Source organism: Lacibacter sp. (assembly GCF_035299325.1).
Lineage (GTDB): Bacteria > Bacteroidota > Bacteroidia > Chitinophagales > Chitinophagaceae > Lacibacter.
On the sequence record NZ_DATGWT010000026.1, the window covers coordinates 112,205 to 137,903 of the forward strand.

At 40.6% G+C, this 25,699-nt stretch carries 23 protein-coding genes; 7 read left to right on the forward strand and 16 right to left on the reverse strand.

Going from position 1 to position 25,699, the window contains the following annotated elements; genetic code table 11:
- The first annotated feature begins 330 nt into the window (after positions 1-330).
- Positions 331-912, forward strand: a complete 582-nt coding sequence (locus tag VK159_RS15640) for an RNA polymerase sigma factor (RefSeq protein WP_324231096.1) — start codon at positions 331-333, stop codon at positions 910-912.
- Positions 913-1,086: 174 nt separating this feature from the next.
- On the opposite strand, the gene VK159_RS15645 is transcribed toward VK159_RS15640, so the two are convergent.
- The 5 genes from VK159_RS15645 to VK159_RS15665 form a co-directional block, all read right to left on the reverse strand.
- A complete protein-coding gene (locus VK159_RS15645; protein WP_324231097.1) occupies positions 1,087-3,042 on the reverse strand; it encodes a protein-disulfide reductase DsbD family protein in 1,956 nt (651 codons plus the stop codon).
- Between the two features lie 50 nt (positions 3,043-3,092).
- Positions 3,093-3,551 carry a protein-disulfide reductase DsbD domain-containing protein gene (locus VK159_RS15650; protein WP_324231098.1) on the reverse strand — a complete coding sequence of 153 codons (459 nt, stop codon included), beginning with the start codon at positions 3,549-3,551 and terminating at the stop codon, positions 3,093-3,095.
- A gap of 111 nt (positions 3,552-3,662) precedes the next feature.
- On the reverse strand, positions 3,663-4,337 hold the full coding sequence (gene purQ / locus VK159_RS15655; protein WP_324231099.1) for a phosphoribosylformylglycinamidine synthase subunit PurQ: 675 nt from the start codon (positions 4,335-4,337) through the stop codon (positions 3,663-3,665).
- Positions 4,338-4,375: 38 nt separating this feature from the next.
- Complete coding sequence (locus VK159_RS15660; RefSeq protein ID WP_324231100.1) at positions 4,376-5,365, reverse strand: hypothetical protein; 990 nt, start codon at positions 5,363-5,365, stop codon at positions 4,376-4,378.
- 103 nt (positions 5,366-5,468) lie between these two features.
- Entirely contained in the window at positions 5,469-7,013 is a 1,545-nt protein-coding gene (locus VK159_RS15665) for a hypothetical protein (RefSeq protein ID WP_324231101.1), read from the reverse strand.
- A 107-nt stretch (positions 7,014-7,120) separates the two neighbouring features.
- On the opposite strand from VK159_RS15665, the gene VK159_RS15670 reads away from it, so the two are divergent.
- Entirely contained in the window at positions 7,121-8,032 is a 912-nt protein-coding gene (locus VK159_RS15670) for a TIGR01777 family oxidoreductase (protein ID WP_324231102.1), read from the forward strand.
- Here VK159_RS15670 and VK159_RS15675 read toward each other — a convergent pair.
- From VK159_RS15675 to VK159_RS15725, 11 genes are all read right to left on the reverse strand, one after another.
- Positions 8,029-8,559: a hypothetical protein gene (locus VK159_RS15675; RefSeq protein WP_324231103.1), complete on the reverse strand. Its 531-nt coding sequence runs from the start codon at positions 8,557-8,559 to the stop codon at positions 8,029-8,031. The genes VK159_RS15670 and VK159_RS15675 overlap by 4 nt on opposite strands.
- A gap of 5 nt (positions 8,560-8,564) precedes the next feature.
- On the reverse strand, positions 8,565-9,383 hold the full coding sequence (locus VK159_RS15680) for an ABC transporter permease subunit (protein WP_324231104.1): 819 nt from the start codon (positions 9,381-9,383) through the stop codon (positions 8,565-8,567).
- A 24-nt stretch (positions 9,384-9,407) separates the two neighbouring features.
- Positions 9,408-10,301 carry an ABC transporter ATP-binding protein gene (locus VK159_RS15685; protein ID WP_324231105.1) on the reverse strand — a complete coding sequence of 298 codons (894 nt, stop codon included), beginning with the start codon at positions 10,299-10,301 and terminating at the stop codon, positions 9,408-9,410.
- Positions 10,302-10,342: 41 nt separating this feature from the next.
- On the reverse strand, positions 10,343-11,002 hold the full coding sequence (locus tag VK159_RS15690) for a peptidase M10 (RefSeq protein ID WP_324231106.1): 660 nt from the start codon (positions 11,000-11,002) through the stop codon (positions 10,343-10,345).
- A 71-nt stretch (positions 11,003-11,073) separates the two neighbouring features.
- Positions 11,074-11,688: a DJ-1/PfpI family protein gene (locus tag VK159_RS15695; RefSeq protein ID WP_324231107.1), complete on the reverse strand. Its 615-nt coding sequence runs from the start codon at positions 11,686-11,688 to the stop codon at positions 11,074-11,076.
- A 55-nt stretch (positions 11,689-11,743) separates the two neighbouring features.
- On the reverse strand, positions 11,744-14,122 hold the full coding sequence (locus VK159_RS15700; protein WP_324231108.1) for a 3-hydroxyacyl-CoA dehydrogenase/enoyl-CoA hydratase family protein: 2,379 nt from the start codon (positions 14,120-14,122) through the stop codon (positions 11,744-11,746).
- Between the two features lie 127 nt (positions 14,123-14,249).
- A complete protein-coding gene (locus VK159_RS15705) occupies positions 14,250-15,086 on the reverse strand; it encodes an anti-sigma factor (RefSeq protein WP_324231109.1) in 837 nt (278 codons plus the stop codon).
- 1 nt (position 15,087) lies between these two features.
- Positions 15,088-15,639: an RNA polymerase sigma factor gene (locus VK159_RS15710; RefSeq protein WP_324231110.1), complete on the reverse strand. Its 552-nt coding sequence runs from the start codon at positions 15,637-15,639 to the stop codon at positions 15,088-15,090.
- Positions 15,640-15,782: 143 nt separating this feature from the next.
- The gene (gene metG / locus VK159_RS15715) at positions 15,783-17,900 is read right to left on the reverse strand and encodes a methionine--tRNA ligase (RefSeq protein WP_324231111.1); all 2,118 of its coding nucleotides are present in this window, start codon (positions 17,898-17,900) and stop codon (positions 15,783-15,785) included.
- Between the two features lie 173 nt (positions 17,901-18,073).
- A complete protein-coding gene (locus tag VK159_RS15720) occupies positions 18,074-18,859 on the reverse strand; it encodes an alpha/beta hydrolase-fold protein (RefSeq protein WP_324231112.1) in 786 nt (261 codons plus the stop codon).
- Between the two features lie 88 nt (positions 18,860-18,947).
- Positions 18,948-20,804, reverse strand: coding sequence for an LTA synthase family protein (locus tag VK159_RS15725; protein ID WP_324231113.1), 1,857 nt, complete (start codon positions 20,802-20,804; stop codon positions 18,948-18,950).
- Positions 20,805-20,899: 95 nt separating this feature from the next.
- Between VK159_RS15725 and VK159_RS15730 the strand changes: the two genes are divergently transcribed.
- The 5 genes from VK159_RS15730 (at position 20,900) to VK159_RS15750 (ending at position 25,684) form a co-directional block, all read left to right on the forward strand.
- Positions 20,900-21,925: an LD-carboxypeptidase gene (locus VK159_RS15730; RefSeq protein WP_324231114.1), complete on the forward strand. Its 1,026-nt coding sequence runs from the start codon at positions 20,900-20,902 to the stop codon at positions 21,923-21,925.
- On the forward strand, positions 21,922-22,830 hold the full coding sequence (locus VK159_RS15735) for an LD-carboxypeptidase (protein WP_324231115.1): 909 nt from the start codon (positions 21,922-21,924) through the stop codon (positions 22,828-22,830). Before VK159_RS15730 ends, VK159_RS15735 begins: the two co-directional genes overlap by 4 nt.
- A 252-nt stretch (positions 22,831-23,082) precedes the next feature.
- A complete protein-coding gene (locus VK159_RS15740) occupies positions 23,083-23,664 on the forward strand; it encodes a YceI family protein (protein ID WP_324231116.1) in 582 nt (193 codons plus the stop codon).
- 39 nt (positions 23,665-23,703) lie between these two features.
- A complete protein-coding gene (locus VK159_RS15745; protein ID WP_324231117.1) occupies positions 23,704-25,023 on the forward strand; it encodes a hypothetical protein in 1,320 nt (439 codons plus the stop codon).
- 91 nt (positions 25,024-25,114) lie between these two features.
- Complete coding sequence (locus tag VK159_RS15750) at positions 25,115-25,684, forward strand: YceI family protein (protein WP_324231118.1); 570 nt, start codon at positions 25,115-25,117, stop codon at positions 25,682-25,684.
- Positions 25,685-25,699: the final 15 nt, after the last annotated feature.

The window sequence follows — 25,699 nt, forward strand, 5'->3', positions numbered from 1 at the left end:
AATTTAACTGATAAACAAATCGTAAGAAGAAAGATGTAGGAAAGTTGTGCAGGAAAGCGGGGAATGTTTCTACAAAAACTTAAAGTCCGTTTGTCCTGCCTTTAACTACAGTGTGGGAAAAATACTATTAGAACGCTGCGGGGTAATACGTTAAATAATTCTGAATGTTGGAAAGTTGAAGTATTTCTGTTATTTTTATTGTGAAATTCAATATTCAAATCAGAAACCCAAATTTCTTCGCCTATAGCATCAAACTTCTACACAACAATTTCAGTATCGCTTATTAGTAGCTGACACCCTTTTTTTGAAAACCATCAACCGTAGAAGTGTATGCATCTGTATCAACAATTTACCGATCAACAACTCGTCCACCTATTTAAAGATGGGGAGGCTGAGGCAATGGAAACTTTAGTGCTGCGTCATAAAGACAAGCTCTACACCTCCATATTCTTACTTGTAAAGGACAAATACCTGGCCGAAGATCTTTTTCAGGATATGTTCATCAAAGTAATTGATACCATACGGGGTAACCGGTATACCGAAGAAGGAAAATTCCTTCCATGGGCCATGCGTATTGCACACAATCTTTGCGTGGATCATTTCCGGAGGGTAAAGCGTACACCAACAATTAAGACAAGTGATAATCACGATATTTTCGAAGTACTGAATTTCAGCAGTGAAAATGCTGAAGAAAAGATGATGAAAAACCAGAGTTATGACCGCATCCGCCGGATGCTGGATCTGTTACCTGAAGAACAACGTGAAGTGATCATTCTGCGTCATTATGCAGACCTGAGCTTTAAAGAAATTGCATCGCTCACCAACTGCAGCATCAATACTGCTTTGGGTCGTATGCGTTACGGGCTCATCAATATGCGTAAGATGATGACAGAAAAACAAATCGCTCTGTAAAAATCATTTCCTTTAAGAGAACCTGACAAAACCAGAAACCCTCCGTTATGCGGAGGGTTTTATTTTAATACCAGCCGTATATTTTCATAGCTACCACTGTTTCGTCGCAAATGAATTCATTGATATTAAGATGAAATAACCAACATATCAATAATCCTTTCACGGTTTGGAAATCTATTTTGCTTTTTTAGCAAACGCTTCCAACCCACACTCTAGCCACAACTTAAACTCTTCCGCACTTGGTGTATAGCCTTTTGTTTTTGTGAGGGCTGTTTCATCTAACCCAAGTATTGCATATTGTGGCTGAGCAACCGCATTGAAGTTTTCACTTTGGAAAGTTGCCCACTTATCACCTACCGTTACAATTTCTTTCTTTGCACCTGTTTTTGTGGTGAAGGTTTGCTGTTGTGCAGCAGGCAAAACTTTACGTTCATCAACATATAGCGATACTACCACAAACTTATTCTTCATCAGTTCCAGCACATCAGGATTTGTCCAAACGTTCTCTTCCATACGTCGGCAGTTTACACATGCCCAACCCGTAAAATCAATGAGCAATGGCTTATTCTGTTGTTTGGCCAAGACCAATGCTTCTTCATAATCACGCAAAGGTTCAAGAGAAGTTTCACAATTCACCGGATGCGAATACACACTATAACACAATGGCGGAGGAAACCCACTGATCAGTTTCAGGTTGGCCCATTTTGTATTGGTAACGCCGGGAATTAAATAGATGGTTGCTGCAGCAAACAGTACAATGAATGTCCAGCGGATACCGCCGATCTTGATCTTCTTATCATCATGTGGAAAGCGGATAAGTCCCAACAGATACATCACCAATAAAATACCAATGATCACCCAAATACCAATAAACACTTCACGTGGTAACAGATGCCATTGTTTTACCAGGTCGGCATTGCTCAGGAATTTCACAGCCATCGCCAGTTCTAAAAAGCCCAACACAACCTTCACCGTATTTAGCCAACCACCACTCTTTGGCAATGATTGTAACCAGTTAGGGAACATCGCAAACAAAGCAAATGGCAAAGCCAGTCCTAAACCAAAGCCACCCATTCCGAAACTTAATTGAATGGCACCACCATCTTTTGTTAACGCACCTGCCAACAATGAACCAAGTATTGGACCTGTACAGGAAAACGAAACAATGGCCAGCGTTAATGCCATAAAGAAAATACCGAGCGTACTTCCAACACTTGCTTTTGAATCGGCTCTATTCGCAAAATTGCCGGGCAGTGTAATTTCAAAATAACCAAAGAACGAAATGGCAAACACCACGAAAATGACGAAGAAGATAATGTTGAGCCAAACGTTGGTTGAAATATTATTGAGTATCTCCGGATCTGTTTGATCGAGCAAATGAAACGGCAGACTTAATAAAATATAAATGATAAAAATAAAGAAGCCGTACAGCAATGCATTGCGAATACCTTTTGCCCTGCTTCCGCTACGTTTCGTAAAAAAGGATACAGTTAATGGAATTAACGGAAACACACATGGTGTTAACAATGCAATAAAACCTCCCACTAAACCCAACAGAAAAATGCCCCACAAACTTTTACCTTCTGTTCCTTCATCGCCACAATCACTGGCGGTATTATTCAAATCAATTGAGTTGATCTTGATACGTGCTGTTTGTGCTACACCACCTTCCAGTTTTACATCGAATGTAAATTCCTGAGCAGGTAAAAATTCTTCCACAGCACCTGTTGCATAAACAAGCGTTCCTTTTAATAATGCCGGAACTGTACCATCAATTTTTATTTTTTGTGAAAGCGTAACTTCCTGTTTTGCGATCAATACATTCTTATTATCAAAAACAGGATCAGCAAATGAACTGCTGCCTTGTTGTAGCTGCATGGAACCATTATTCAATATGGCGCTATCTGTAAACTTTACGGCAATTGAATCGAGTCCTTCAGCATCTTTTGTAAACAGGTATAAAAATTTACCGGGCTTTACTTTACCCTTGAACACTAATTCATATTCAGTACTGCTTAGTTTTTTACTGCTTACTTCCCATTGTACAAAACTGGAATCCTGTGCGCTTGAAATACTGATGAAAAACAGGGAGCTGATTATAACAAAAGCAGAGCGTAGAAATAACCTCATGATAAACAGAGTTTAAAAATCCCGTCTTGTATAAGACGGGAGCAATTTTTTTATCCTTCTAACTTAACACTGAATTTTGATTTATCGGGAGGCAGGCATTGCTTATCGTCACATACCATAAATTCCACATCGCCTGTAAGTGAAGTTTTTACATTTGATTTTACAGTAACCACCTGAACAAATTCTACTTTATTAGAATAGAAACGTGAACGTGATTGTGTGGCTTTATCGAACGCATCCGTTACTTTACCCACTTCTTTTGGTTTTCCGCTCACCACCAGGAGTGGGTTCTTAGCGAATGTAATAGTGGTTGGTAATGCAATAGCATCAGCACCTTGTATTTGGCTGTATAAATGCCAGCCGGGCTGAATGTTGGCGACCATACGCACCTCGTACTTCTTATCGGCAAGTTTCTTTACCGTATAATCCCATTTCACCTTGCTGCCGCTTTGTGCAAACAGAGCAACTGAAATAAATAATAAACCAATCGTTGTAATAAATTTTTCCATGGATTTGTTCTTTCTGTTTCTACTACAAAGATGCCACCAAATCGTTTACGGAAATGTCAGCCTTGTCACAAATAAAAACTTTATCAAATCATTTACGATTCGACCGTTCCATTAGATTGCAACTGCAGCATTGATTAACAAAGCATTGAGAATTTTACGCCCATCGGTATTGCCTAAAATAGCGCTTGTAGCACGCTCAGGGTGAGGCATCATACCAAACACATTGCCTTCTTTATTGGAAATACCGGCAATATTGCGGATGGCTCCGTTTGGATTGGCTTCAGCCGTAATAAGTCCGTTCTCATCGCAATAGCGATAGATCACCTGGCCGTTCGCTTCAAGGTTATCCAGCGTTTTTTCATCTGCAAAATAGCGGCCTTCACCATGAGCAATAGGAATTTTAAGAGCTGTACCGCCCATTCCATCGAGATAAATATTCTTACAAATGAATTTCTGGTTGGCATTGCGCAACAAAGCACCCGGGAGCAGGTGGCTTTCGCACAAGATCTGGAAACCATTGCAGACACCCAGCACCTTTCCGCCTTTGTTGGCAAAAGCGATCACACTTTCCATCATGGGGCTGAAACGGGCAATGGCGCCGCAACGCAGGTAATCACCGTAGGAAAATCCACCGGGCAAAACAATACAGTCGTCGGTTGAAAACATGCTGAGATCTTTGTCTTTGTGCCAGAGCATCACCACTTCCTGGTTCATATCATTTTGCAGGGAGTCCTGCATGTCTCTGTCGCAATTACTGCCGGGGAATACAACTATACCAAATTTCATATTAAATAGGAAAACGCAAAGGTAAGGGTTGAGGCCGATTAGCTGTTCAGGATCGCATAATTTGCTATGATCCAAATTAGACTAAGCCAGAAGATAAGTTCGGGAAAGGTTTTCTTTTTAGGATAAAAGTAGAAAGCTGCATGAAAAAGGCTGATGGGTACCACCGCCAGCACCCAATGGGTAAGCCCCTGAAAACTATTCACAAACGGGATAAACAAGGAAATAATGAGGTAAAAGATCATGAAATTCCAGCTCTTGCGGGTTTGCACCAACAGACGGGTGGAATAACTACGGCTCATCAATAAACCCACGAGTAACGGAAATACTACAAGCGAGAACTTCACCCAAAACTCCCAATTAAACGACACATCGGGCAAACGCAGATATTGAGCAGGCACTACCCCTTTCACCATTTCCCACTTATCCCAAACAAAAAAGTAAACGAGTAAAAAATAGAACGGGGTCAGAATACCGAGGATTGCAGTTAGCCACTCTGTTAAATAGAACGGGCGGAAGAGAATAAGCGCCACAATCAGTAATAACAACAGGTAGGCAGAAGGAAAGTAAAAGAACGAACAAAGACCAAATCCAAAACCGATGTTGAACAATACTGTTTTTGGTTTGGGATGATTATACAACCCCACCATGCGTGGCCAGGCCCATACAAGAATTGTGTTGATGATAAGGGCCGGCGATAAAACATTCCACTCGGGAACCACACTGGTAATTACCAGGTATGATAAAGCCAGCAGGTAATTGGGAGTTGCAAAGAGCTTTTGATCGTTCACCAAACCGTTGAACGTAATGGCCTGCGTAAACAACAGCACAAATGCAATAATACTGTACAGCACAGGAAAAACTGCACCACTTTGCTGTAATGTTTTCAATAATTCAATATAGAGGAAGCCATCCGTTACTTCCGGCTTTGGAATAACAGGCGTAATGAAGTAAGGCAACTTGATTAGAAGCCCTAAGAAAAACAGAATAATAACATTCAGCGGATTATTGCCGGAGAAAAAGCGGATCACAGTGCTAATTGATTTGCGGCACAAACATTCCGAAAGAAATTCACTTCACCAAAAAAAATACCGCAAGCAGCTGCCTACGGTACTCTTTTAGAAAGATCAAAGGTTAAAATTCGATACGTGCGAAACTGAATGAGTTACGATAAAGACAAGGAACAATCATTTCCCTTGCGCTCACCTGTTTGCCAAAGCGGATCATAAATTCATACCCTTTGTCAAGACTTTTTAATGGTGGTTCTTTATTTACCCTTCCGTTAGGATCGAGTGATTGCGCATTAAGCATAGGTGAACGTCGGCTCCACTCATTATACAGGAACAATAACTCAGCACCGCTGTTCATAATCTGGTAGCTGATCATATTGTCTGTATTATCATCGAACTGCGATTTTGCGATCACATTGTTCCACTGCATATTGGCATCTTTATCGAGCGAGATCACCATAATATTATCTGCATAATACCTTGTTTGCTGACTGTTATTCCAACCATATGGCGAATTCCATCCACCATAACCACCCCATCCCCAGTTGTTGTAAGGATTCCAGCCCCAATAATTACCGGGATAAAAACTGTTGCCCCACATCCACGGATTATCCCAACGGTTAAACCCGCCACCTCTTGAATTACCATATGTATTTTCACCGGTGATTAGTAAACCGCCATCCTTCTTCACAACAAGATGTTTCAGGAAATAATCATTAAAAGCGAGCTTAGCTGAATTATCACCCTTCGCTAAGGCACGGAACTCATCATTAAACTCAACCTTTTTTTCAATATCAGTTCCTGAAAGATCTTTATTGATAATGGCTGTGAATAAGCCATCAATATTTCCTCTTTTTGATTTTGAATAAAGAGATGTGAGAATATACCGGCCATTCAGATTATCAACTTTAATTCTTAATTCATCAAGCAATACTTTATCCAATGTGAGTTTAAATGACTTGATCGAATCTGCATACACAGGCAATACCACCAGCTTTGCTTCATTGATATAATCTCTCGATGCCGGGCGTGTTACATGGCTGAAAAGAAAATTACCATCGTTGTCAAGATAAAAATCTGCAATGGCTTCTCTTGAATTTTCAAGATGATAGTTGAATGATGATTTGCGCAACGGCATCAGGTTATGACTAAGCAACAAAGTTTGAATACTGAAATCATCCCGTTGCCTGTTCTTCATTTTAAACACCATGAGTTTTTGTTTATCATCGCTCATGATGGTACTGTAGATCTTGTTATCACTGAAAATGCTCAGTTGCGTTGTATCGAGTTCAAGTGGCTCACCGATTTTCTTACCACTTCCGTCGATCATCACACCCATGCAGTAAACAATATTTTTCTTTTGGTATTGATAGATGACCATTGAATGTTCGGGATTTGAGAAAACATCAACATTAATGGCTCTGTCGGGGATGAAATCAAGCTCTACTTTATCCTTTTGTTTCATCTCAGCATCGTACACTGAAATAAAGTGTCGGCTGCGAATACTTTTATACACAAGATAGTTGCTGCCATATTTACCCATAACTTCAAACTTGAGTTGGCGCAGATCATCACGGTCGGGCTCGGAATAATAGATGCGTTGTGCCTTTGCAGAAAAAACAGCAAGCAAAAGTATTATGGCTGGTACTATCGTTTTTAAGATCTTCATATCTCTCATTAATTACTTTTTAAAATTACGTTGAAAGCGAACATTTCGTATAAAGATGCCGTTAAAAATTAAATTACATACGTTTAACAAAAAACAATAAACTTTTCATGGCAACAATTTGTATCACAGGTGGAACAGGTTTAATTGGCAAGGCACTTACGCACTATTTATCGGCCAAAGGTCATGCCATTATTATTCTAAGCCGTTCCGCAAAAAACAGTAATCAGCCGTCTGTCAGTTACAAGCAATGGGATCCGGAAAAAGGAACGATTGATGAAAAAGCCATTGCAGAAACAGATTATATTATTCACCTGGCTGGTGCAGGTGTGGCAGATAAACGCTGGACAAATAAACGAAAAGAAGAGATCAGGAAAAGTCGGGTTGATGGCAGTGCCCTCATTGTAAAAGCATTGAACAATACTCCCAATAAAGTAAAGGCTGTGGTAAGTGCATCCGGTATCGGCTGGTATGGACCTGATAAAAAAAATGCTTTTATTGAAACCGATCCTGCTTACCAAGATTTTCTCGGTTTTACTTGTGAAGAGTGGGAACAGAGCATTGAACCCGTTACAAAACTTGGTAAACGTTTGGTAAAACTCCGCACCGGCATTGTGTTAAGTAATGATGGTGGTGCATTGGTTGAATTTAAGAAACCACTCCGTTTTGGTTTAGCCGCAGTATTGGGCAGTGGTAAACAAATTGTGAGCTGGATACACATCACTGATCTGGTGCGCATGTATGAATACGCATTGGAGAATGACCAGCTGAACGGTGTATTTAATGCGGTGGCACCAAACGCTGTTTCAAATAAAGATCTTACACTGGCACTTGCAACAAAAATGAAAGGCCGTGCATTTATTACAATGCCCGTTCCATCTGTTGCATTAAAAATAGTACTTGGCGAAATGAGTGTTGAAGTATTGAAAAGTGCAACGGTAAGTGCAGCAAAGATCAGGAACAGCGGTTTCCAGTTTCTGTATCCTACCCTTGATGCTGCGTTGAATGAGTTGATCGCCTAATTCATTTTCTTGCCGTCTGCGCCAGTCATCACCGGTGGCTTCATGGGTGGAATAACAATAGCAGGACTAAGCTCTGGTAATTTTTCTTTTGACTCTTTTTGTTTGTACAGCATTGCATCAACAAAATACCATTTGGTTCCGTTAATTGACAAACCTATCAATGTTGTTTCAAGACTGAGCGTTCCCATCAATGCTTCAACAGTTGTTGTTTGTGGCAATGTGCATTGCATGATGCCTTTGTGTGTTTGCACCGATGATGGATTTCCGATCAATATCTGTTTTACTTTAAGACCATACTGCTCACGGTATTTATTCACAGAATCCATACCCTGTTTTATTTTTTCTTTTGAGACTTTATCACTTACCAATGTGGGATACATGAATGTAGCATAGGTTTCCATATCCATTGCAGAAAGTGCCTTCGCCATTTTCAACGCTTCCGTTTTAATAACAGTGCTTACATTCTGAGCCTGAAGTGATGTTGCACAAACCAGGAATAAGATAAGTATAGTTGTAATTTTTTTCATCGTTATCAAAGGTCACGCTTTTTATATATCCAGAAAACCAATCCCCAAAAAATAAACAGGTAGGCAATTGTGATAAATACTTGTTGATTGATGAGACTAAGCGAATGCTCATATAATTTCGGATCAAGCCTACCAAGGAATGCAGGTACAGGCGTTAACAGATCCGAAGATTCAGTGGGTAAGAATCGACCCGTATCGGCATGAACATAACGGTTGAGCAATTCAGCAGCAATATTTTCAACAATAATTTTATAAAAGATAAACACACCCAAAGCGATGAACGCTCTTTTGATAACTAAACCCAACAGGAATGCAAACGATAATTGAGCGAACACCTGCAAACTGAAAAGGGCGGTGTAATGTGCCAGTTGAAATTTATCTTTTACATCGGGCCCGGTTGTACTAAACCCAATTGACAATGTAACAATCAAATAAAGAGCAATTACGATCAGTGAAATTATAACTACGTTCAAAAATTTCGCAATCAAAAACTCATTCCTGCTCCATCCATCAATTACATTTTGACGATTCGTCTTGTACGTGTACTCGTTGGTGATAAGCATGATCACAAGAATGGCCGGTATTAACACAAACAAGGAAGATGCAAACGCTGTGGTACGAAATACTTCCGGAAATTCAAACGGATTGCCGATCAGCATTTTCAACATCTTGGCAGCCGACTTTGTATTGGCCGTTTGTTGCTTGTAGATATTATAAAACATGCCGTTGATGCCGGGATACGATAACACCGTAATTCCCATGATCCACCAAAAACCGGGATAGTTTTTTATTTTAAGCCACTCTGTTCTGAATAAGTTAAGCATAGATATAAAATTGATCGATAAGGTTTAATTACCGGTTAGTTCAAAGAATCGTTCTTCCAGTCGTTTTTTCTTAATGGAAAGATATTGCAAGGCAACACCATGATTGAAACAATAACGATTCACTTCTTCTGCACTGGCTGTGCCTTTTGGAAAATGCAATTGCATTGTTTGCGCATTAATGGTCGTTGCTGTTTTACCCGGATAGTTGCTGAGGATAGTTTTCAATTGCTCCATATCCGCTGCAGCTAACTCAACCACATCTTCATCTACCAATACATCTTCCACTGAGCCGGATGTAACCAAGGTTCCCAACTTCAAAATCGCTACATGCGTACAAACTTTTTCCACTTCATCAAGTAAGTGACTTGCCATAATAATAGTATGGCCCTTCTTACTTAGTTCAATGATCAGTTCACGAATTTCCATGATACCAACCGGATCAAGTCCGTTAGTTGGTTCATCGAGTACCAATATTTTTGGATCGCCCAGCAACGCTGCGGCTATGGCTAACCGTTGTTTCATCCCCAGACTGTAACTGCTGAACTTACTATTACGACGTTCATACAATTTCACTTTCTGTAACACAGCATCAATTGCAGCCGCATCACCACGGCCACTGATACTATTTGTGATCTTTAAATTATTTACAGCCGACAGGTAATGATAAAAATTCGGCGTTTCAAGAAGCGAACCAATGTGTTTCCGCAAATCAGGTGAAGCGGGTTTACCAAACCAGGAATAAGTACCACTGTCTGCATTCAGCACATCGAGTATGATGCTGAGCATGGTTGTTTTACCGCTTCCGTTGGGGCCGAGAATTCCAAATACAGCACCTTGCGGTATTTCAAACGAAACGCCTTTCAGCGCCTGAATTTTCCCGTAAGTTTTTTTGAGATCCTGAACTTGTAATACGCTCATAGATGTGATTGTGATGATAAATGAAAGCTAAATGTAATTGATTATTCTTTTGGCAGGTAATGTGCGTGATAAATACTTGTAAAATCTCCAAGAACGGCAAAGCCTGCATCATCAAAATCCAACTTGTGAAGCTTGAGTTGTTGAATATCATCAGTCAACACTTTTCGATGTTTTGGATCTAATGTGCCGCCTTTTTGTCCCGGCGTTGCTGCGGGATCGTATTGAAAATGCGGATCACACAACGTACCACGGGGATACATGATGCCCGGTGCTGTGTGCCCTCGAACATCCAGTTCCTTGGGATGATGCAACCCGATCATATGTCCATACTCATGTGCAGCAGTGGTTGATGTTTGCAACAGATTGGCAAGTTTGAAATATCCGGTGTTGCTGCCAATACCATCAACAAATGAAATATCGAGTGGCGAGTATTCTTCAATGCGAAAAAAGAATAATTTGGGATCGGTATTGTACCAAACATCTTCCGGTTTTAATTGTGGTTCATACACCCCTTTAATATCGAAGATCAATTTATACCAATGTTGTTTGTAAAGAACAGTTGCCTTCGGTTCGTTCCAATGTTGAGAAATATCGTTGCTGATCTGCTTTGCTAATAGTTCTGTTGCCGCATCTCCATAAATATAGAAATGCGAGTGAATGATGAGTTGACTGGAGGATTGTATGAGTTGAGCGAGTGCCATAGGTAAATGCAAAAATGAAACTACAACAATTGGTAATATCAAATATGTATGGAAGAGTAATTAATGATAGTTTATGATTTCCAATAATCATACTGCATATACTTCGCCGTTTCATCTGCCACTTCTTTGCCAAACAATTTTCCAACGGTGTACAAACTCATATCAATACCTGCAGAGATTCCAGCTGAAGTAATAACAGTTCCATTATCAATAAACCGCACATTTTCTTTTACAGCTATCTGATCGGAAATTTCTCTCAATCCATCGAGTGCTTTGAAGTGTGTGGTTGCTTCCAAGCCTTCCAATAAGCCGGCTTTACCCAGGATGAGTGAACCGGTACAAACACTTACTACCAACTTTGCTTGTGCCGCCTGTTCTTTCACCCAGTTGAGTACAATGGGGTTGTTCATCTCTCTTCGACTGCCAAAGGGAGTTCCATCTGCATGGCGTCCGCCACCACCGGGAATGAGAATGATATCAGCTTTGGGTGCTGTTGCAAATGTATAGGTTGGCTTCACCGTTAAATGATTTCTTGCTTCTATGGTTTCAAATTGTGCTACGGTAAATACATCGAAGGGTGGTACTTGCATGGTTCTTAAACCTGCTACACTGAATACTTCAAAGGGTCCGGCGAAATCCAACACCTCTACTTCGTTGAAAAGAAAAATTGCGACTTTGTATTGCATAAAAAAAGCGTTGATTAAAATTAACCAACGCTTTTTATTTCGAATGAATAATTATTTAATTCCTCACCGGCTTCCCACCTTTCAATACACTCTGTATGCGTTCCAACGACTTCTTTTCACCACAAAGTGATAAGAATGCTTCTCTTTCTAAATCGAGTAAGTATTGTTCAGTTACCAAAGTCGGTTCACTCAAATCACCACCGCACATAACGTAAGCTAATTTCTTTGCTACTACACTATCATGTTCAGTTGCATAACCTGCAGTTTTCATTCCGTTGATACCGGCAAGCAATGCGCCTAAAGCCGAACGACCCAATACTTTTACATCATTACGTTGAACAGGAGTTACATAACCTTCATCGTATAATTCAATTACTGATTTTTTTGCTTCTGCAATTCGTCGACCCTGGTTCATTACCACTTCATCCAGTCCTTTACGGAACACCCCCATTTCAAATCCTTCTTTTGCTGAGGTTGCCACCTTTGCTGTTGCAATAGATAAGAAGCGATTCTTCAGTGTGATGGTTTCGGGTTCATCTTCATGCATTTCATCGGCCGCACGCAACACAAATTCTTTGGTACCACCACCACCGGGAATCAAACCAACACCTAATTCAACCAAACCAATATAAGTTTCGGCAGCTGCACAAACTTTATCGCTATGCAAACTCAACTCACATGCACCACCTAATGTTAAACCATGCGGCGCAACCACAACAGGTATGGATGAATAACGTGCACGCATCATGGTATTCTGGAACATGCGAATGGCCATATCCAGTTCATCGTACTCCTGTTCAATGGCGAGCATAAAAATCATACCCACATTGGCACCGGCGCTGAATTGTGCAGCATCGTTTGCAATTACTACGCCTTTATATTTTTCTTCTGCTAATGAAATTGTTTTCTGTATACCTTCCAACACTTCACCACCAATGCTGCCCATCTTTGTATTCCATTCCAGACCCAACACATCATCACCTAAATGATACGTTCTGCAGGCTGCATTCTTCCAAATTGTCTGGTTCTCGAAATTCTTCATCACAATAAATGCATCACCACCCGGGATAACCTTGTACGATTTACTTACAGGATCGTAACAAACACGTTTGTTATTCTCCACTTTATAAAAACTTGTGGCTCCACTTGCGATCATTTCATCTACCCATGCTGCTACTTTGTAACCGGCAGCTTTCATAGCGTCCACTGTTTTTGCAACGCCCAAAACATCCCAGCTTTCAAACGCACCGATTTCCCAACCAAAGCCCGCCATCATGGCATCATCCACTCGATACAGTTCATCACTGATCTCCGGAATACGATGAGAGATATAAGAGAACAAACTATAATGAAACTGCTTGTAAAACTCACCTGCTTTATCGGTACTGCTGCACAACATTTTTAATCTCGTCTTGAGATCATCTATCGGTTTAGCAGCTTCCACACTTGCAAACTTTGGTTTTACACGTGGACCGTATTCCATTGTTTGCAGGTTGAGCGTGAGAATTTCTTTCTCACCACCAGCACCTTTACTTTTCTTGAAAAAGCCCTGGCCTGTTTTATCGCCCAGCCAGTTATTCTCGATCATTTTATTCAACCATGAAGGGATCGCAAAAATTTCTTTCGTTTCATCATCTGGACAATTCGCTGCAACACCGTTTGCTACTTTTACCAATGTATCCAAACCAACTACATCACCAGTACGGAAGGTTGCAGATTTTGGCCGGCCAATGATGGGACCTGTCAATGCTTCGATCTCATCAATGGTCAACTTCATTTTGTCCATCAAATTCATAATGGCCATCATACCAAATACACCAATACGGTTGGCAATAAAAGCAGGTGTGTCTTTACACAACACCGTTGTTTTACCGAGATAGAGGTCACCGTAATTCATTAAGAAATCGACAACGGATGGATCAGTATATTTTGTAGGAATAATTTCGAGCAAACGCAAATAGCGTGGCGGATTAAAAAAGTGTGTACCGCAGAAATGTTTTTTGAAATCATCGCTTCTGCCTTCGGCCATCATGCTGATGGGAATACCGGACGTATTGGAAGTGATGAGTGTGCCGGGCTTGCGGAATTTTTCTACCTGTTCAAAAATGAGTTGTTTGATGTCGAGACGTTCAACCACTACTTCAAGCACCCAATCGCAGGAGGCAATGTCCTTCATGTTATCTGTGAAGTTGCCGGCGGTAATTTTTTTCACCACATCTTTTGTGTACACAGGCGATGGATTGCTTTTGATAGCCGCAGCTAATGCATCGTTCACCAGTTTATTACGTTCTGCAGGTTTGGTGCTTTCTTCAAAACCCTTCGGCACCATATCCAATAAAATTGTTTGTATACCAACTCCTGCAAAATGACAGGCAATGCGACTACCCATTACACCGCTACCTAAAACGGCTACTTTTTTGATCGTTCTTTTCATATGTCTCAAGCTTTAGAAAATTAGTTAGCTATGCAACTATTTACATCGAAGATAGCATTAAAAGCTATTTCACAAAAGACTTGAAATGAAATTAACAGCAAAAATTTGGGTTCTACGAAAGCGGATGTTAACCAACTTTTCCTGCCACTACCAGTGCAGATAAGTCAGGAGTAGGTTTGCCACCTTCATCTTCAAGCGTGATGGCGAACATTTGTGCACCGGGCTTCGCTTGCTTCATTTTTTGAATAGAAGCCACGTCGGTTAAACTGATCATTCCGGCATCGGTTGGCTGTCCATCAATGAGGAACCAAAGCTGATACTGTTTACCCTTTGGTGCAGGTGGCAGAGAAGAAGGATCAATAAATAACTCACCGGTTGCTTTATTCCAGAATACTTCGGCCTGCTGCTTTACTTCGGGCTTTACAGAAGCCAATGCAACAGAAGTTAACGATGGATCCGATTTTAACTGGCGATATAATTCGTAAGAAGAGACTTTTTTATTGAGTTCAGCAACCTGTTGCTCAGAAGTGGTTGCATTTTGCTGCAACGTCGCCACATCATTTTTCAATTGCTGATTACCGTTATACAGATACACAGCAAACGCACCGGCCAGCAGGAACAAACCCCATGATGCTGCAATAGCCAATTTGCTGAATGATGATCGTTGTTCAGCAACAGTTTTCATCTCTACCACTCTTGCAGGCGAACCATTTGCTTCGGGTGTAGCTACAGCTCCTGATTTTGCAGGCAGCGAAGCCATTAATTTGTCTTTAACAGAAGAAGATGGGGTAACGGCCATTTGCATAGCACCTGCTTCAAAAGTTGAAGCGATTGCATCCAGTTCTTGCTGAATTTCGGGGAACAATTGGGCAAGTGTTTTCACTTTGCTCGCCTCTTCGGGAGGAAGCATACCAAGAACATAAAGTTCGAGGTCACCGGATTGTATGATACAACTTAAATCCACGTCAGGTTACATTTAGTTTTTTACGTAATACAATTAAACTATTCCTGATTTTGGTTTTGACTGTCCCCAACGGCATATTTAATTCTTTACTTATTTCTTCCTGGGTATAACCCATGAAATAAGCCAGGCGCATTAACTGTCGGTTTTCTTCGGGCAGATGTAATAGCCAGTTTTGAACATCCATTGTATCAATACTTGCTCCTGCTGAAGGAACGGTTTCGCTAACATATACGGAATCTTCTAACGAAGAGTTTTGCGAACTGTTCTTAAAGTTTTTGGAGCGTGTTTTATCAATGGACTGATTACGTGCAATATTGATCATCCACGTGAAGAGCCTGCCTTTTGATGTATCGAAGCTGCCGATATTGTTCCAGATCTTGAGCATTGTTTCCTGCAACACATCTTCAGCAGTGGCCTGATCTGTGATGATTTTCATGATTACACCAAGGATGGCACCTGAAAAACGATCATAGAGTTCGGACATTGCCTGCTGATCACCGTTGTTTAAACGGGCTACCAGATCTGTTTCATTGTATGTAGCGGCAGTGAACAAAGAATGTTGTTGTTTAACAGATTTAAAAAAGGACTAAACAATGATGACGCATGTGCCCAACTAAACGATTATTGAACCAAAAAAGTTCAGCACCTTTTTCTAATCGGTAACAATAATGGAACTTTTTTTTGAATTAATCAAACTTAACTCACTCCTGCACCCGGATTAATCACCGCCTCCGGTTTTACAAAATGCAGTTTCCCTTCTTTATCTTCTGCCATCAGGATCATGCCATTGCTTTCAATGCCACGCATTTTACGTGGTGCAAGATTGGCTACTACTACTACTTGCTTCCCAACGATATCTTCAGGCGCAAAATGCAAAGCAATACCGCTTACAATGGTTCTGGTTTCAAAACCAAGATCAATGGAAAGCTTCAGCAACTTATCAGCTTTTTCTACTTTTTCAGCAGTTACAATCGTTCCTACTTTCAGATCGATCTTAGCGAAATCATCGAATTGGATTTCGGATTTCAGATTGGCGACTTCAGATTTTACTTCTTCGACTTTATTCGTTGTTGTTTCAGGTTTTACAAGACCTGATTTTAATTTTTCTACCTGGTATTTTATTTCGTCGTCCTCAATTTTCCTGAACAGCAATTCAGGTGCACGCATGGTATAACCAACACTCAACAATTTTAATTTGCCAGCGTTTTCCCAATCAAGCATTTTCTCCACCACTTTCATCATACCCAACATTTTCTTAGCTGTGTTTGGCAAGAATGGATTGATGAGAATAGCAAGATTTGCACTCAACTGCAAACACAAATGCATGGTATTATCAATACTCTTTTGTGCTTCAGGATCTTCAGTCAACTTCTTTGCAACGATCCATGGCTCTTTTTTCTGCATGTATTGATTGCCTTTACGGCTCAAATCAATCACTTCAAACAACGCTTCACGGAACTTATACTCCTCCAACAGATTTTCAACTTTCTGTTTTGAACCTTCAATTTCTTTGATGATCCATTTATCATCATCCGTCATCACATCTTCATGCAGCTTCGGCACTTTACTGCCACAAAGTTTGTGCATCAACACCCAAGTGCGGTTTACAAAGTTGCCGAAGATATTTCCAAGTTCACTGTTCACAGCATCCTGGAAACCCTTCCACATAAACTCACTGTCTTTTGTTTCAGGAGCAATTTGTGTTAAATAATAACGAAGCATATCAACTGCCTGTCCGCCGCCATTGTCTTTCTTTACAAAATCGTTGATATAATCACGCATGTCGAGTTTCCAGTTGCGGCTGGTACTCATCTTATCGCCTTCCAGATTTAAAAACTCGTTAGCAGGAACATTCGTCGGCAGAATATTTCCATGCAGCTTCAACATGATGGGGAAAATGATGCAATGGAAAACAATATTATCTTTTCCAATAAAATGCACCAGCTTTGTATCCTTGTCGTACCAATAAGGTTCCCAATTTCTGTTGTTATCGATGGCCCATTGCTTGGTTGCACTTACATAACCGATCGGAGCGTCAAACCAAACATAGAGCACTTTTCCTTCCGCATCTTTCAACGGCACTTTAATTCCCCAGTCGAGATCTCTTGTAACAGCTCTTGATTGCAAACCACCTTCGATCCAGCTTTTACATTGGCCTACTACGGTTGCACGCCAATCATCTTTGTGTTCTTTCAAAATCCACTCACGCAAAAACTCTTCGTGCTTGCCCAATGGCAAATACCAATGTGATGTTTTCTTTTTGATGGGCGCTTTACCGCTGAGTGTACTTACAGGGTTGATCAATTCATCCGGACTTAATGTACGTCCGCAATTCTCACACTGATCACCAAATGCACGGTCACTGCCACAATTCGGACAAGTACCTTTTATATAGCGATCGGCCAAAAATGTTTTTGCTTCCTCATCGAAATACTGTTCGGTTTCTTTTGTTTCCAGTTCGCCACGTTCGTGCAGGTACGTAAAAAACTCCTGCGCTGTTTCGTGATGAATCGGCTCACTCGTGCGGTGATAAATATCAAAGCTCATGTTCAGGTCTTCAAAATCCTGTTTCATGGCTTCGTGGTATTTATCAATAATGGCTCTCGGCGTTGTACCTTCTTTTGTTGCCTGGATGGGAATGGCAGTTCCGTGCTCATCACTTCCACAAACAAACACTACATCTCTTTTTTGTGCACGCAGGTAACGGGCATAAATATCTGCCGGAATATAAGCACCGGCCAAATGACCAACATGCTTTAAACCATTAGCATAAGGAAGCGCACTCGTAATTAAATATCTTTTCGGTAAACTCATTTTGTAATCGTCTTTAGTCATTCTGTTCATCGCCTGTTGCGTCGCACTCTTGTGCAGATAGCAATTCTATGCAGCAGGGGATTGCAAAAGTACCATAAACAGCCTCATTACCCAAACATGTTGAAACAGTGAAGCCAACCCAAGGGTTGGCTTCGCTTATGAGATGAAATCAATCATTTTTTACGTTTCTGCCCAAACATCCATTTCAGAAAATCAGGTTCAGCAAAAGCACTGTCCCAACTGTTATGATTTACACCGGGGTACTCTGTGTATTTCACTTTTGCTTTGATGGACTTCAGTTTTTCGTGTGCATCTCTCGATAATTTTACATTCACAACAGGATCGGCATCGCCATGAAATATCCAGAAAGGAGTTTTGCCGGTCCAATTGCTGTAACTGTTCAAGTCAGCACCGCCACAGATAGGCAATGCAGCTGCATATAATGTTGGATTACGATACACCGCTTCAAACGTACCCATACCTCCCATTGATAAGCCGGCAACATAAATGCGCCGTTGATCAACCGATTCTTCACTTGTTATTTTATGTACTAATTCATTGGCTGCTGTCATTGGCCAATTGGCTTCACCGGTATAATCAAATGAAAGTTTACGTGGCCTCAACGTTGTATCGACCTTTATGGATGCCCAAAAAGAATTGGCAGGACACTGCGGAAAGATCACAATAGCCGGAAATTTTTTCCGATTCTCCGCATCAAGAAAGAGTTTAGAACCATGCACTAATTGCTTTTCATTATCATTACCCCGTTCCCCTGCCCCATGCAGAAACAACACAAGCGGATACTTTTTTGTTTTATCATAATTCTCCGGATAGAGTATACGATAGGGAAGCACTTTCCCGTCGGCAAAACTGTATTCTTTCTTTTCAAATGAAACGGGAGTTTGTGCAGATACGATTCCGACAAACAAAAGAGCGGCAAATGCAAGCAATAAACGCATGGTATATTTTTTACTCTATGAATTTAAAAACTTTCCTGCTTATGTTATCACTTGTTTTCAGACCACTTGCTGAAGAGCACCATCTATCCTAATAAGAAATAAACTCCTGGTATACTTTCTGCAAAACAGCCTGACCTCTTCTCACCATCAATTTCTCTGATGCAGGCGCAGCTTCCGCATTAATTACCTTTCGGTTGTTGTTATCAAATGAAACCTGTCCATCTTTTTCAATCCAGAGAAAACCATTATCAAATGAATTGAAAGCAAACTGTCTGATGTTGGGATTCATCAAATTCTTGCTCCAGTAAAATGCTTTATGATCTAATCCCATTTGAGCAAGCAATGTAGCAGGCAGGTCGCCTTGCGAGCCCAACACATTTATCCGCTTCCCTTTATACTCATCTTTCAGCACTTCACCTGCAAACAAAAGAGGTATCTGCGAACGCCTCGGCATATAGATCTCATGCTTTCCCGCCGGCAACCGATGTCCATGATCAGCCACCAATACAAACAATGTGTTCTTGTACCAATCTTCTTTAGCAGCAGCGGTAAAAAAATCTTTCAAACTCTGATCGGTGTAATGAGCGGTGCTTCTGAATTTATCAGTTACATCATTACCGGGGAACCGGGCTTTGACAGGTATCTCAAATGGTTCATGATTACTTAATGTTAATACAGTTGAAAAGAATGGCTGAGTTTCATTTTTCAAATCGTTGAGTAACCTTTTCAGCACCACATCATCATGTGCGCCCCATTTTGAGTTCACATCTTTTTTCTCAAAATCACGGATATCAACAAGCCGTTTATAATCCTTATTCAAAATAAAGGAACGGAAATTAAAGAAATCAGATTCGCCGCCATAGTAAAATGAAGTATGATATCCATTTTGAAATAAGGAAGAAGAGATCGACGGCACTTTTTTTGCTTTTTCAGGAATGGTTAAAAGACTACTAATGGCCTGGGAAGGAAATCCGCTATGAATGGTTAAGAAACCAATATCAGTACGTGAACCGGAAGCATAAATATCTGTAAACAATAAACTTTTTACAGCAAGGCTGTCGAGAAAAGGTGTTACATTCTTTTCTCCGTTAAGTGATGCCATCAGATCAGCTGTAAAGCTTTCAAGAATAATTAATACAACGTTTGGTTTGCTTGTATCTAAAAACAACACGGTTGAATCCGGTGCTGTAAGTAAACTATCACATACTGCATTTGCCTCTTTCATATCCATAAACAGATAAGGATTGGAAGGAGTTGACCGATGATCGATGATATCACGCACTAAATTCCATTGCGTGTTGACTGCTGAATGATTGAGTGTTTGATTGTTTGAATAATAGGCTGATGAAATTGATAAAGGCGATGTTGAAATACCTCCCCGCAAAGCAACTACATATAGAACAAAGGTGCCCAGCACCATAACAATTCGTTTAATCATGTTGGGATATTCATGAATAGTCACAACTGGCTTGGTGCGGAAATAAAAAAGCAAACCGATAACGACCAGAAGTACGCCGATGATCAATGAAATAAAAACCGGCGGAATCATTGAACTGGCTAATGCAAGTGATGGTGTAGTGAAAAAAACATGGAAGGCACGATAGTTCAGCTTTGTTCCCCACTCCCTGTAGGTATTAACGTCAACAATGGTGAGAAGCCCGATCAAAACGATCATAATGATCATGTACCAGCGGAATAGTTTTGAACTTGACGGCACTTTCCCTGCAAGAAACAAAACAGCCCACACCATCATCGGCAAGGTGGCGATATATGCCGTGGTAGCTATATCCATCGGCAATCCAAACAGGAATGATTTCAATACATCTCCCGTATCCCCTTCCTTCACTTTTGACAGGAAGAAAAGGATAAAGATCGATCTGCAAAGAGAAAAATACAGTATCCAGAAAAGAACAAAAAACAGGAATGAGTAAAATAGTTTCCGCATAACTTAAGCAATACCTCGTGCAAAGATGCCATTAAAAATGAGACACGCAAGACTAAACAAAACACTATATGGCTTTTTTTAAATAATTTGAACGTATGAAGCGAAAGCATTTTCTACAGTCGGTGTTGCCGGCCGGTCTTTTGTTCACCGATGGCCTTCATGCATCCAATGCTGAACAATTGGCCGATGAGCCATACCATCCTCCTTATTTAAAGGACGGCGACACCATCGGTATTACTTCACCAGCCGGATACATCACAGAAAAAGAAATACAACCGGCCATTCAGCAAATTGAAAGCTGGGGATTCAAAGTGAAAATCGGCAACAGCATCGGTAAACGGGATTTCACATTTGGCGGAACAGATGAAGAACGACGGGCCGATTTTCAACAACTCATTGATGACCCTAAGGTGAAAGCCATTCTTTGTGCCAGGGGTGGTTATGGTTTTGTGCGTATTGTTGATCAACTTGATTTCTCAAAAATGAAAACGCATCCCAAATGGATGATCGGCTTCAGCGATATTACTGTTTTACATGCTCATCTCAACCGCAATTTTGGTATTGCATCCATTCATTCTAAAATGTGCAACAGTTTTCCTGATGACTGGAGCAAAGCCGAACCTATACAGATCGAAACCATTCTATCCATCCGTGATGCATTGAAAGGTGTCGACATGAAATACACAGCTCCTGCCAACGAAAAGAATCGATTGGGAGTGGCAACAGGAACATTGGTGGGTGGTAACTTAAAAACACTTGAATCACTTGCAGGCAGCAAAAGCGATCTGCGTACAACAAATAAAATCCTGTTTGTAGAAGATACCGGCGAATATCTCTACAGTATTGACCGTATGTTCTGGAATCTAAAACGCAGTGATAAACTTGATCATCTGGCCGGATTAATCATTGGCGGGTTCAAGATCAAAGCCAGTGAAGATGCAGCTGAGGAATTTGGCAAGAACCTGTACGACATTGTGATGGAAAAGATTCCTGATTGTACCTATCCGGTTTGTTTCGACTTCCCGGTTGGTCACCAGAAAAATAATTATGCATTGAAATGCGGCGTGAAACATAAATTGCAGGTAACTACAAACGGCAGCATATTAACTGATATACAATGAAACTTCCTCCATATTTACAAAAAGGCGATACTATCGGCATTACCTGCCCCGCAGGATATATGAAGCTTGAAAAAGCACAAACATGCATTACAGTTCTTCAACAATGGGGTTATGATGTGCTGGTAGGCAAAACGCTTGGCAGTAAATCAAAAACATATTTCAGTGGTACAGATGAAGAGCGATTGAATGAATTCCAGGCAATGCTTGATGCTCCTGAAGTAAAAGCCATTCTTTGCGGACGTGGTGGTTATGGTGTTGGCCGCATTATTGACAAATTGGATTTTACTGCCTTCAAAAAGAATCCAAAGTGGATCATTGGTTTTAGTGACATCACGATCTTTCATGCACACATCAACCGCAATTTTAAAATTGCCACACTGCATTCATCAATGGCATCAGCGTTTAACGATGGTGGTTATAAAAATAAATACGTTCAATCCATCAAAGCTGCTGTAGAAGGAAAGAAAGCAACATACACTTGTAAAACACATCGCCTCAACCAAACAGGGAAAGCAGCAGCTGAACTTGTGGGTGGCAATCTTGCATTGATCGCACATCTCATCGGTACTAAAAGTGATTATCAAACAAAAGGAAAAATTTTGTTCTTAGAAGATGTAGGAGAGCAGCATTATAATATTGATCGTATGCTTCATCAATTGAAACGAAGTGGTAAGTTGAACGATCTTGCAGGACTCATCATCGGTGGCTTTACTGATATGCAGGATACAGAACGACCTTTCGGCAAAAAAGTGCACAACATCATTCATGATCTTATTAATGAATACAAGTATCCAGTTTGTTTTGGTTTTCCTGTAAGTCACGACAAAGAAAATCTTGCGTTGAAAGTGGGTGCTTCTTATCAATTAACTGTAAGCAAACAAACAGTTCAGTTAAAAGAACAATAATTCATTTCTCATCAAAAAAAGCCTGTAGAAGATGCTCTACAGGCTTTTCTGTTTTAAAGAATTTTAAACCCTGTTTGCTGAAACCCTTTACTGCAAAGGCTTTCAGCCATTTCATCCCTCCCTGCCTGACCCCCGTCACTTAAACATGTGACACAAGTCACTCAAAACCCTGCATTAGATCATTCTGGGGCAAGCGCACCCTTGCAATATTTGTGGAGTCAATTTGAACACGAAACAATTAAACAACAAATTATGATACGCCAATCAATCCTTCTGTTTCTCACCACACTGCTGCTGGCAGGAACAGTAAGTGCACAAAGTAAATTCAGCACTAAATCTTTTCAATTAACCATAAACGGTACATCTAATGTTCACGACTGGAGTTCAAAAGCAACAAACGTTGTTGTAACCGGCGATTTTGGTTTAAACAATACAAGCCTTGAAAAAATCAATGCTGCTTCAGTGAAAGTAAAAACAACATCACTGAAAAGTACAAAAGACTCTGATCTGATGGATGGCCGCACACACAGCACATTAAAAGCTGACAAATATCCCGAGATCACTTATGTATTTACCAAAGTGTTAAGCGTACAGCAAAGTGGTGCCGAAACTATTATGAACATTACCGGCAACTTAACATTAGGCGGTGTTACTAAACCAACTGATCTCACATTGCGCATTAAAACATTGCCTGGTGGAGACCTTGAAGTGAAGGGTACAAGAAAGATACTCATGAGCAACCACGGTATTAAACCTCCAAGCTTTATGCTGGGAGCAATGAAAGTAGGCGATGAAGTAACACTTACTTACGATGTAATTCTTAAAAAAGCATAATCAAACAATTTTATTACAATAACAATTAAACAAACAAATATGAAACCTTTCCTTACAAACTGTCTGAGAAAATGTGCCGCAATCGCACTTCTTCTATCACCTTTAGCAATGCAAGGTCAGCAGGCAAAAATTCAAAACTGGCGTCCTTATGATCAAAGTGGTATCAATGTATTCGAATCTCCAAAAGACAGCGCTACTTCTTTTGATGGTTTAAAAGTTCGCATTGGTGCTGGGTTTACACAACAGTTTCAAAGTTTGAAACATTCTAACACAGCTGGAAGTCCAGCATTATACCCCCGTTTAAAATCCGGTTTTAACCTGGCGCAAGCCAATCTTAATATTGATGTGCAACTGGCAGATGGTATCGCTTTGAACCTCGTTACTTATCTTTCTGCACGTCACCACAATGAAGCATGGGTAAAAGGTGGTTACATTCAATTTGATAAAGTGCCCTTCAAAGGAAAAGTTTGGGAGGATATCATGAAAGTTGTAACGCTGAAAATCGGTCACTATGAATTAAACTATGGTGATCAACACTTCCGCAGATCAGATGGTGGACAAACTCTCTACAATCCCTTCATTGAAAACTATATCATGGATGCTTTTGCAACAGAAGTAGGTGCTGAAGTGATCTTACGTAAAGGAGATTTTACTGGTGTATTGAGTGCTTCTAATGGTTTAATTAACGGCGGTGTTCAGGCTCCCACAATTACTCCAACCAGCACCCAAACTTACAAGCGCAACCCTTCTCTGATTGGCAAACTGGCTTATGACAAAAAGTTTGATGAGAACTTCAGATTAAGAGTAGCTGGTTCAGTTTTCCATAACAGCAGTTCAGGCCGCAGTACACTGTATGCAGGCGACCGTACCGGCAGCAACTATTGGTTTGCAATGGAAAAGTTTGATGCATCTGCGAAAGATCAGTTCACTTCAGGCCGCATCAGCCCCAACTTTACTAACCAGATCACTGCATTACAATTCAATGCTTTGGTAAGAGCTTACGGTTTTGAATTCTTCGGCACATTTGAAAATGCACAAGGCCGTACTATCGGTGAAAAAGTAGCCGGCACTCCAAAACGTAAAGTTAACCAGTTTGCTGTAGATGGCATTTACAGAATTGGCGCAAAAGAAAATGTGTTCCTTGGCGTACGTTACAACCAGGTGAAAGGTGAACTGGTAAATGCAACCACTGAACAAACTGTTGATCGTGTAGCATTTGGCGCAGGCTGGTTCTTAACTAAAAATGTACTTCTGAAAGGCGAATATGTTAATCAGAACTATAAAGGATATGCAACAGGAAATATACTGAACGGAGGCAACTTCAAAGGAGTGGTTGTTGAGGCAGTAGTAGGATTCTAATTGCACAAACTAACAAAGCCCTGTTGAACAAGCGGGGCTTTGTTCATTTTAACCAACCATGTTACGTCTGTTATTCATATTATCTCTCTTCATGCTCTCAGCTGACAAGCTGACTCCCATCAGGCTGGCGTACCATATTGATGAAAAAAGCCAACTCTATCTCCTCGGTTCAACTAATGTGAACACATTCAAGTGCGATTGTAAAGACAAATTCCAACCCTCAATTCTCGAAGGCGAGATCAATCCATCAACAAGACTTATCCAGTTCAAAAATGCAAAACTCCGCATAAAGACCAAGTTACTGAGCTGCAGAAATAATGTGATGAACAGGGATATGCACAAAGCATTAAAGGCAGAAGAGTTTCCCTTTATTACTGTTGATCTGTTAAACGCACAGCCACTGCATAACGAAAAAGAAATGCAGCTCGGCAAAGTGTACAGTTACAATGTTAACACCGTTATGCATATTGCCGGTATCAGCAAACCACAATTAATGCAGGTAAAGTTCTTACGCACCAAAGACAACCTTTACAAACTCACTGCAAGTAAAGATATTCTTATGAGTGATTACAATATCCACCCACGCACTCCCTTCAACATCATCAAGATCGATGATATCATTACCATCCACTTTGAATTGTTGGTAACCGCAGGAAAGTGATACATCTCCTACTCT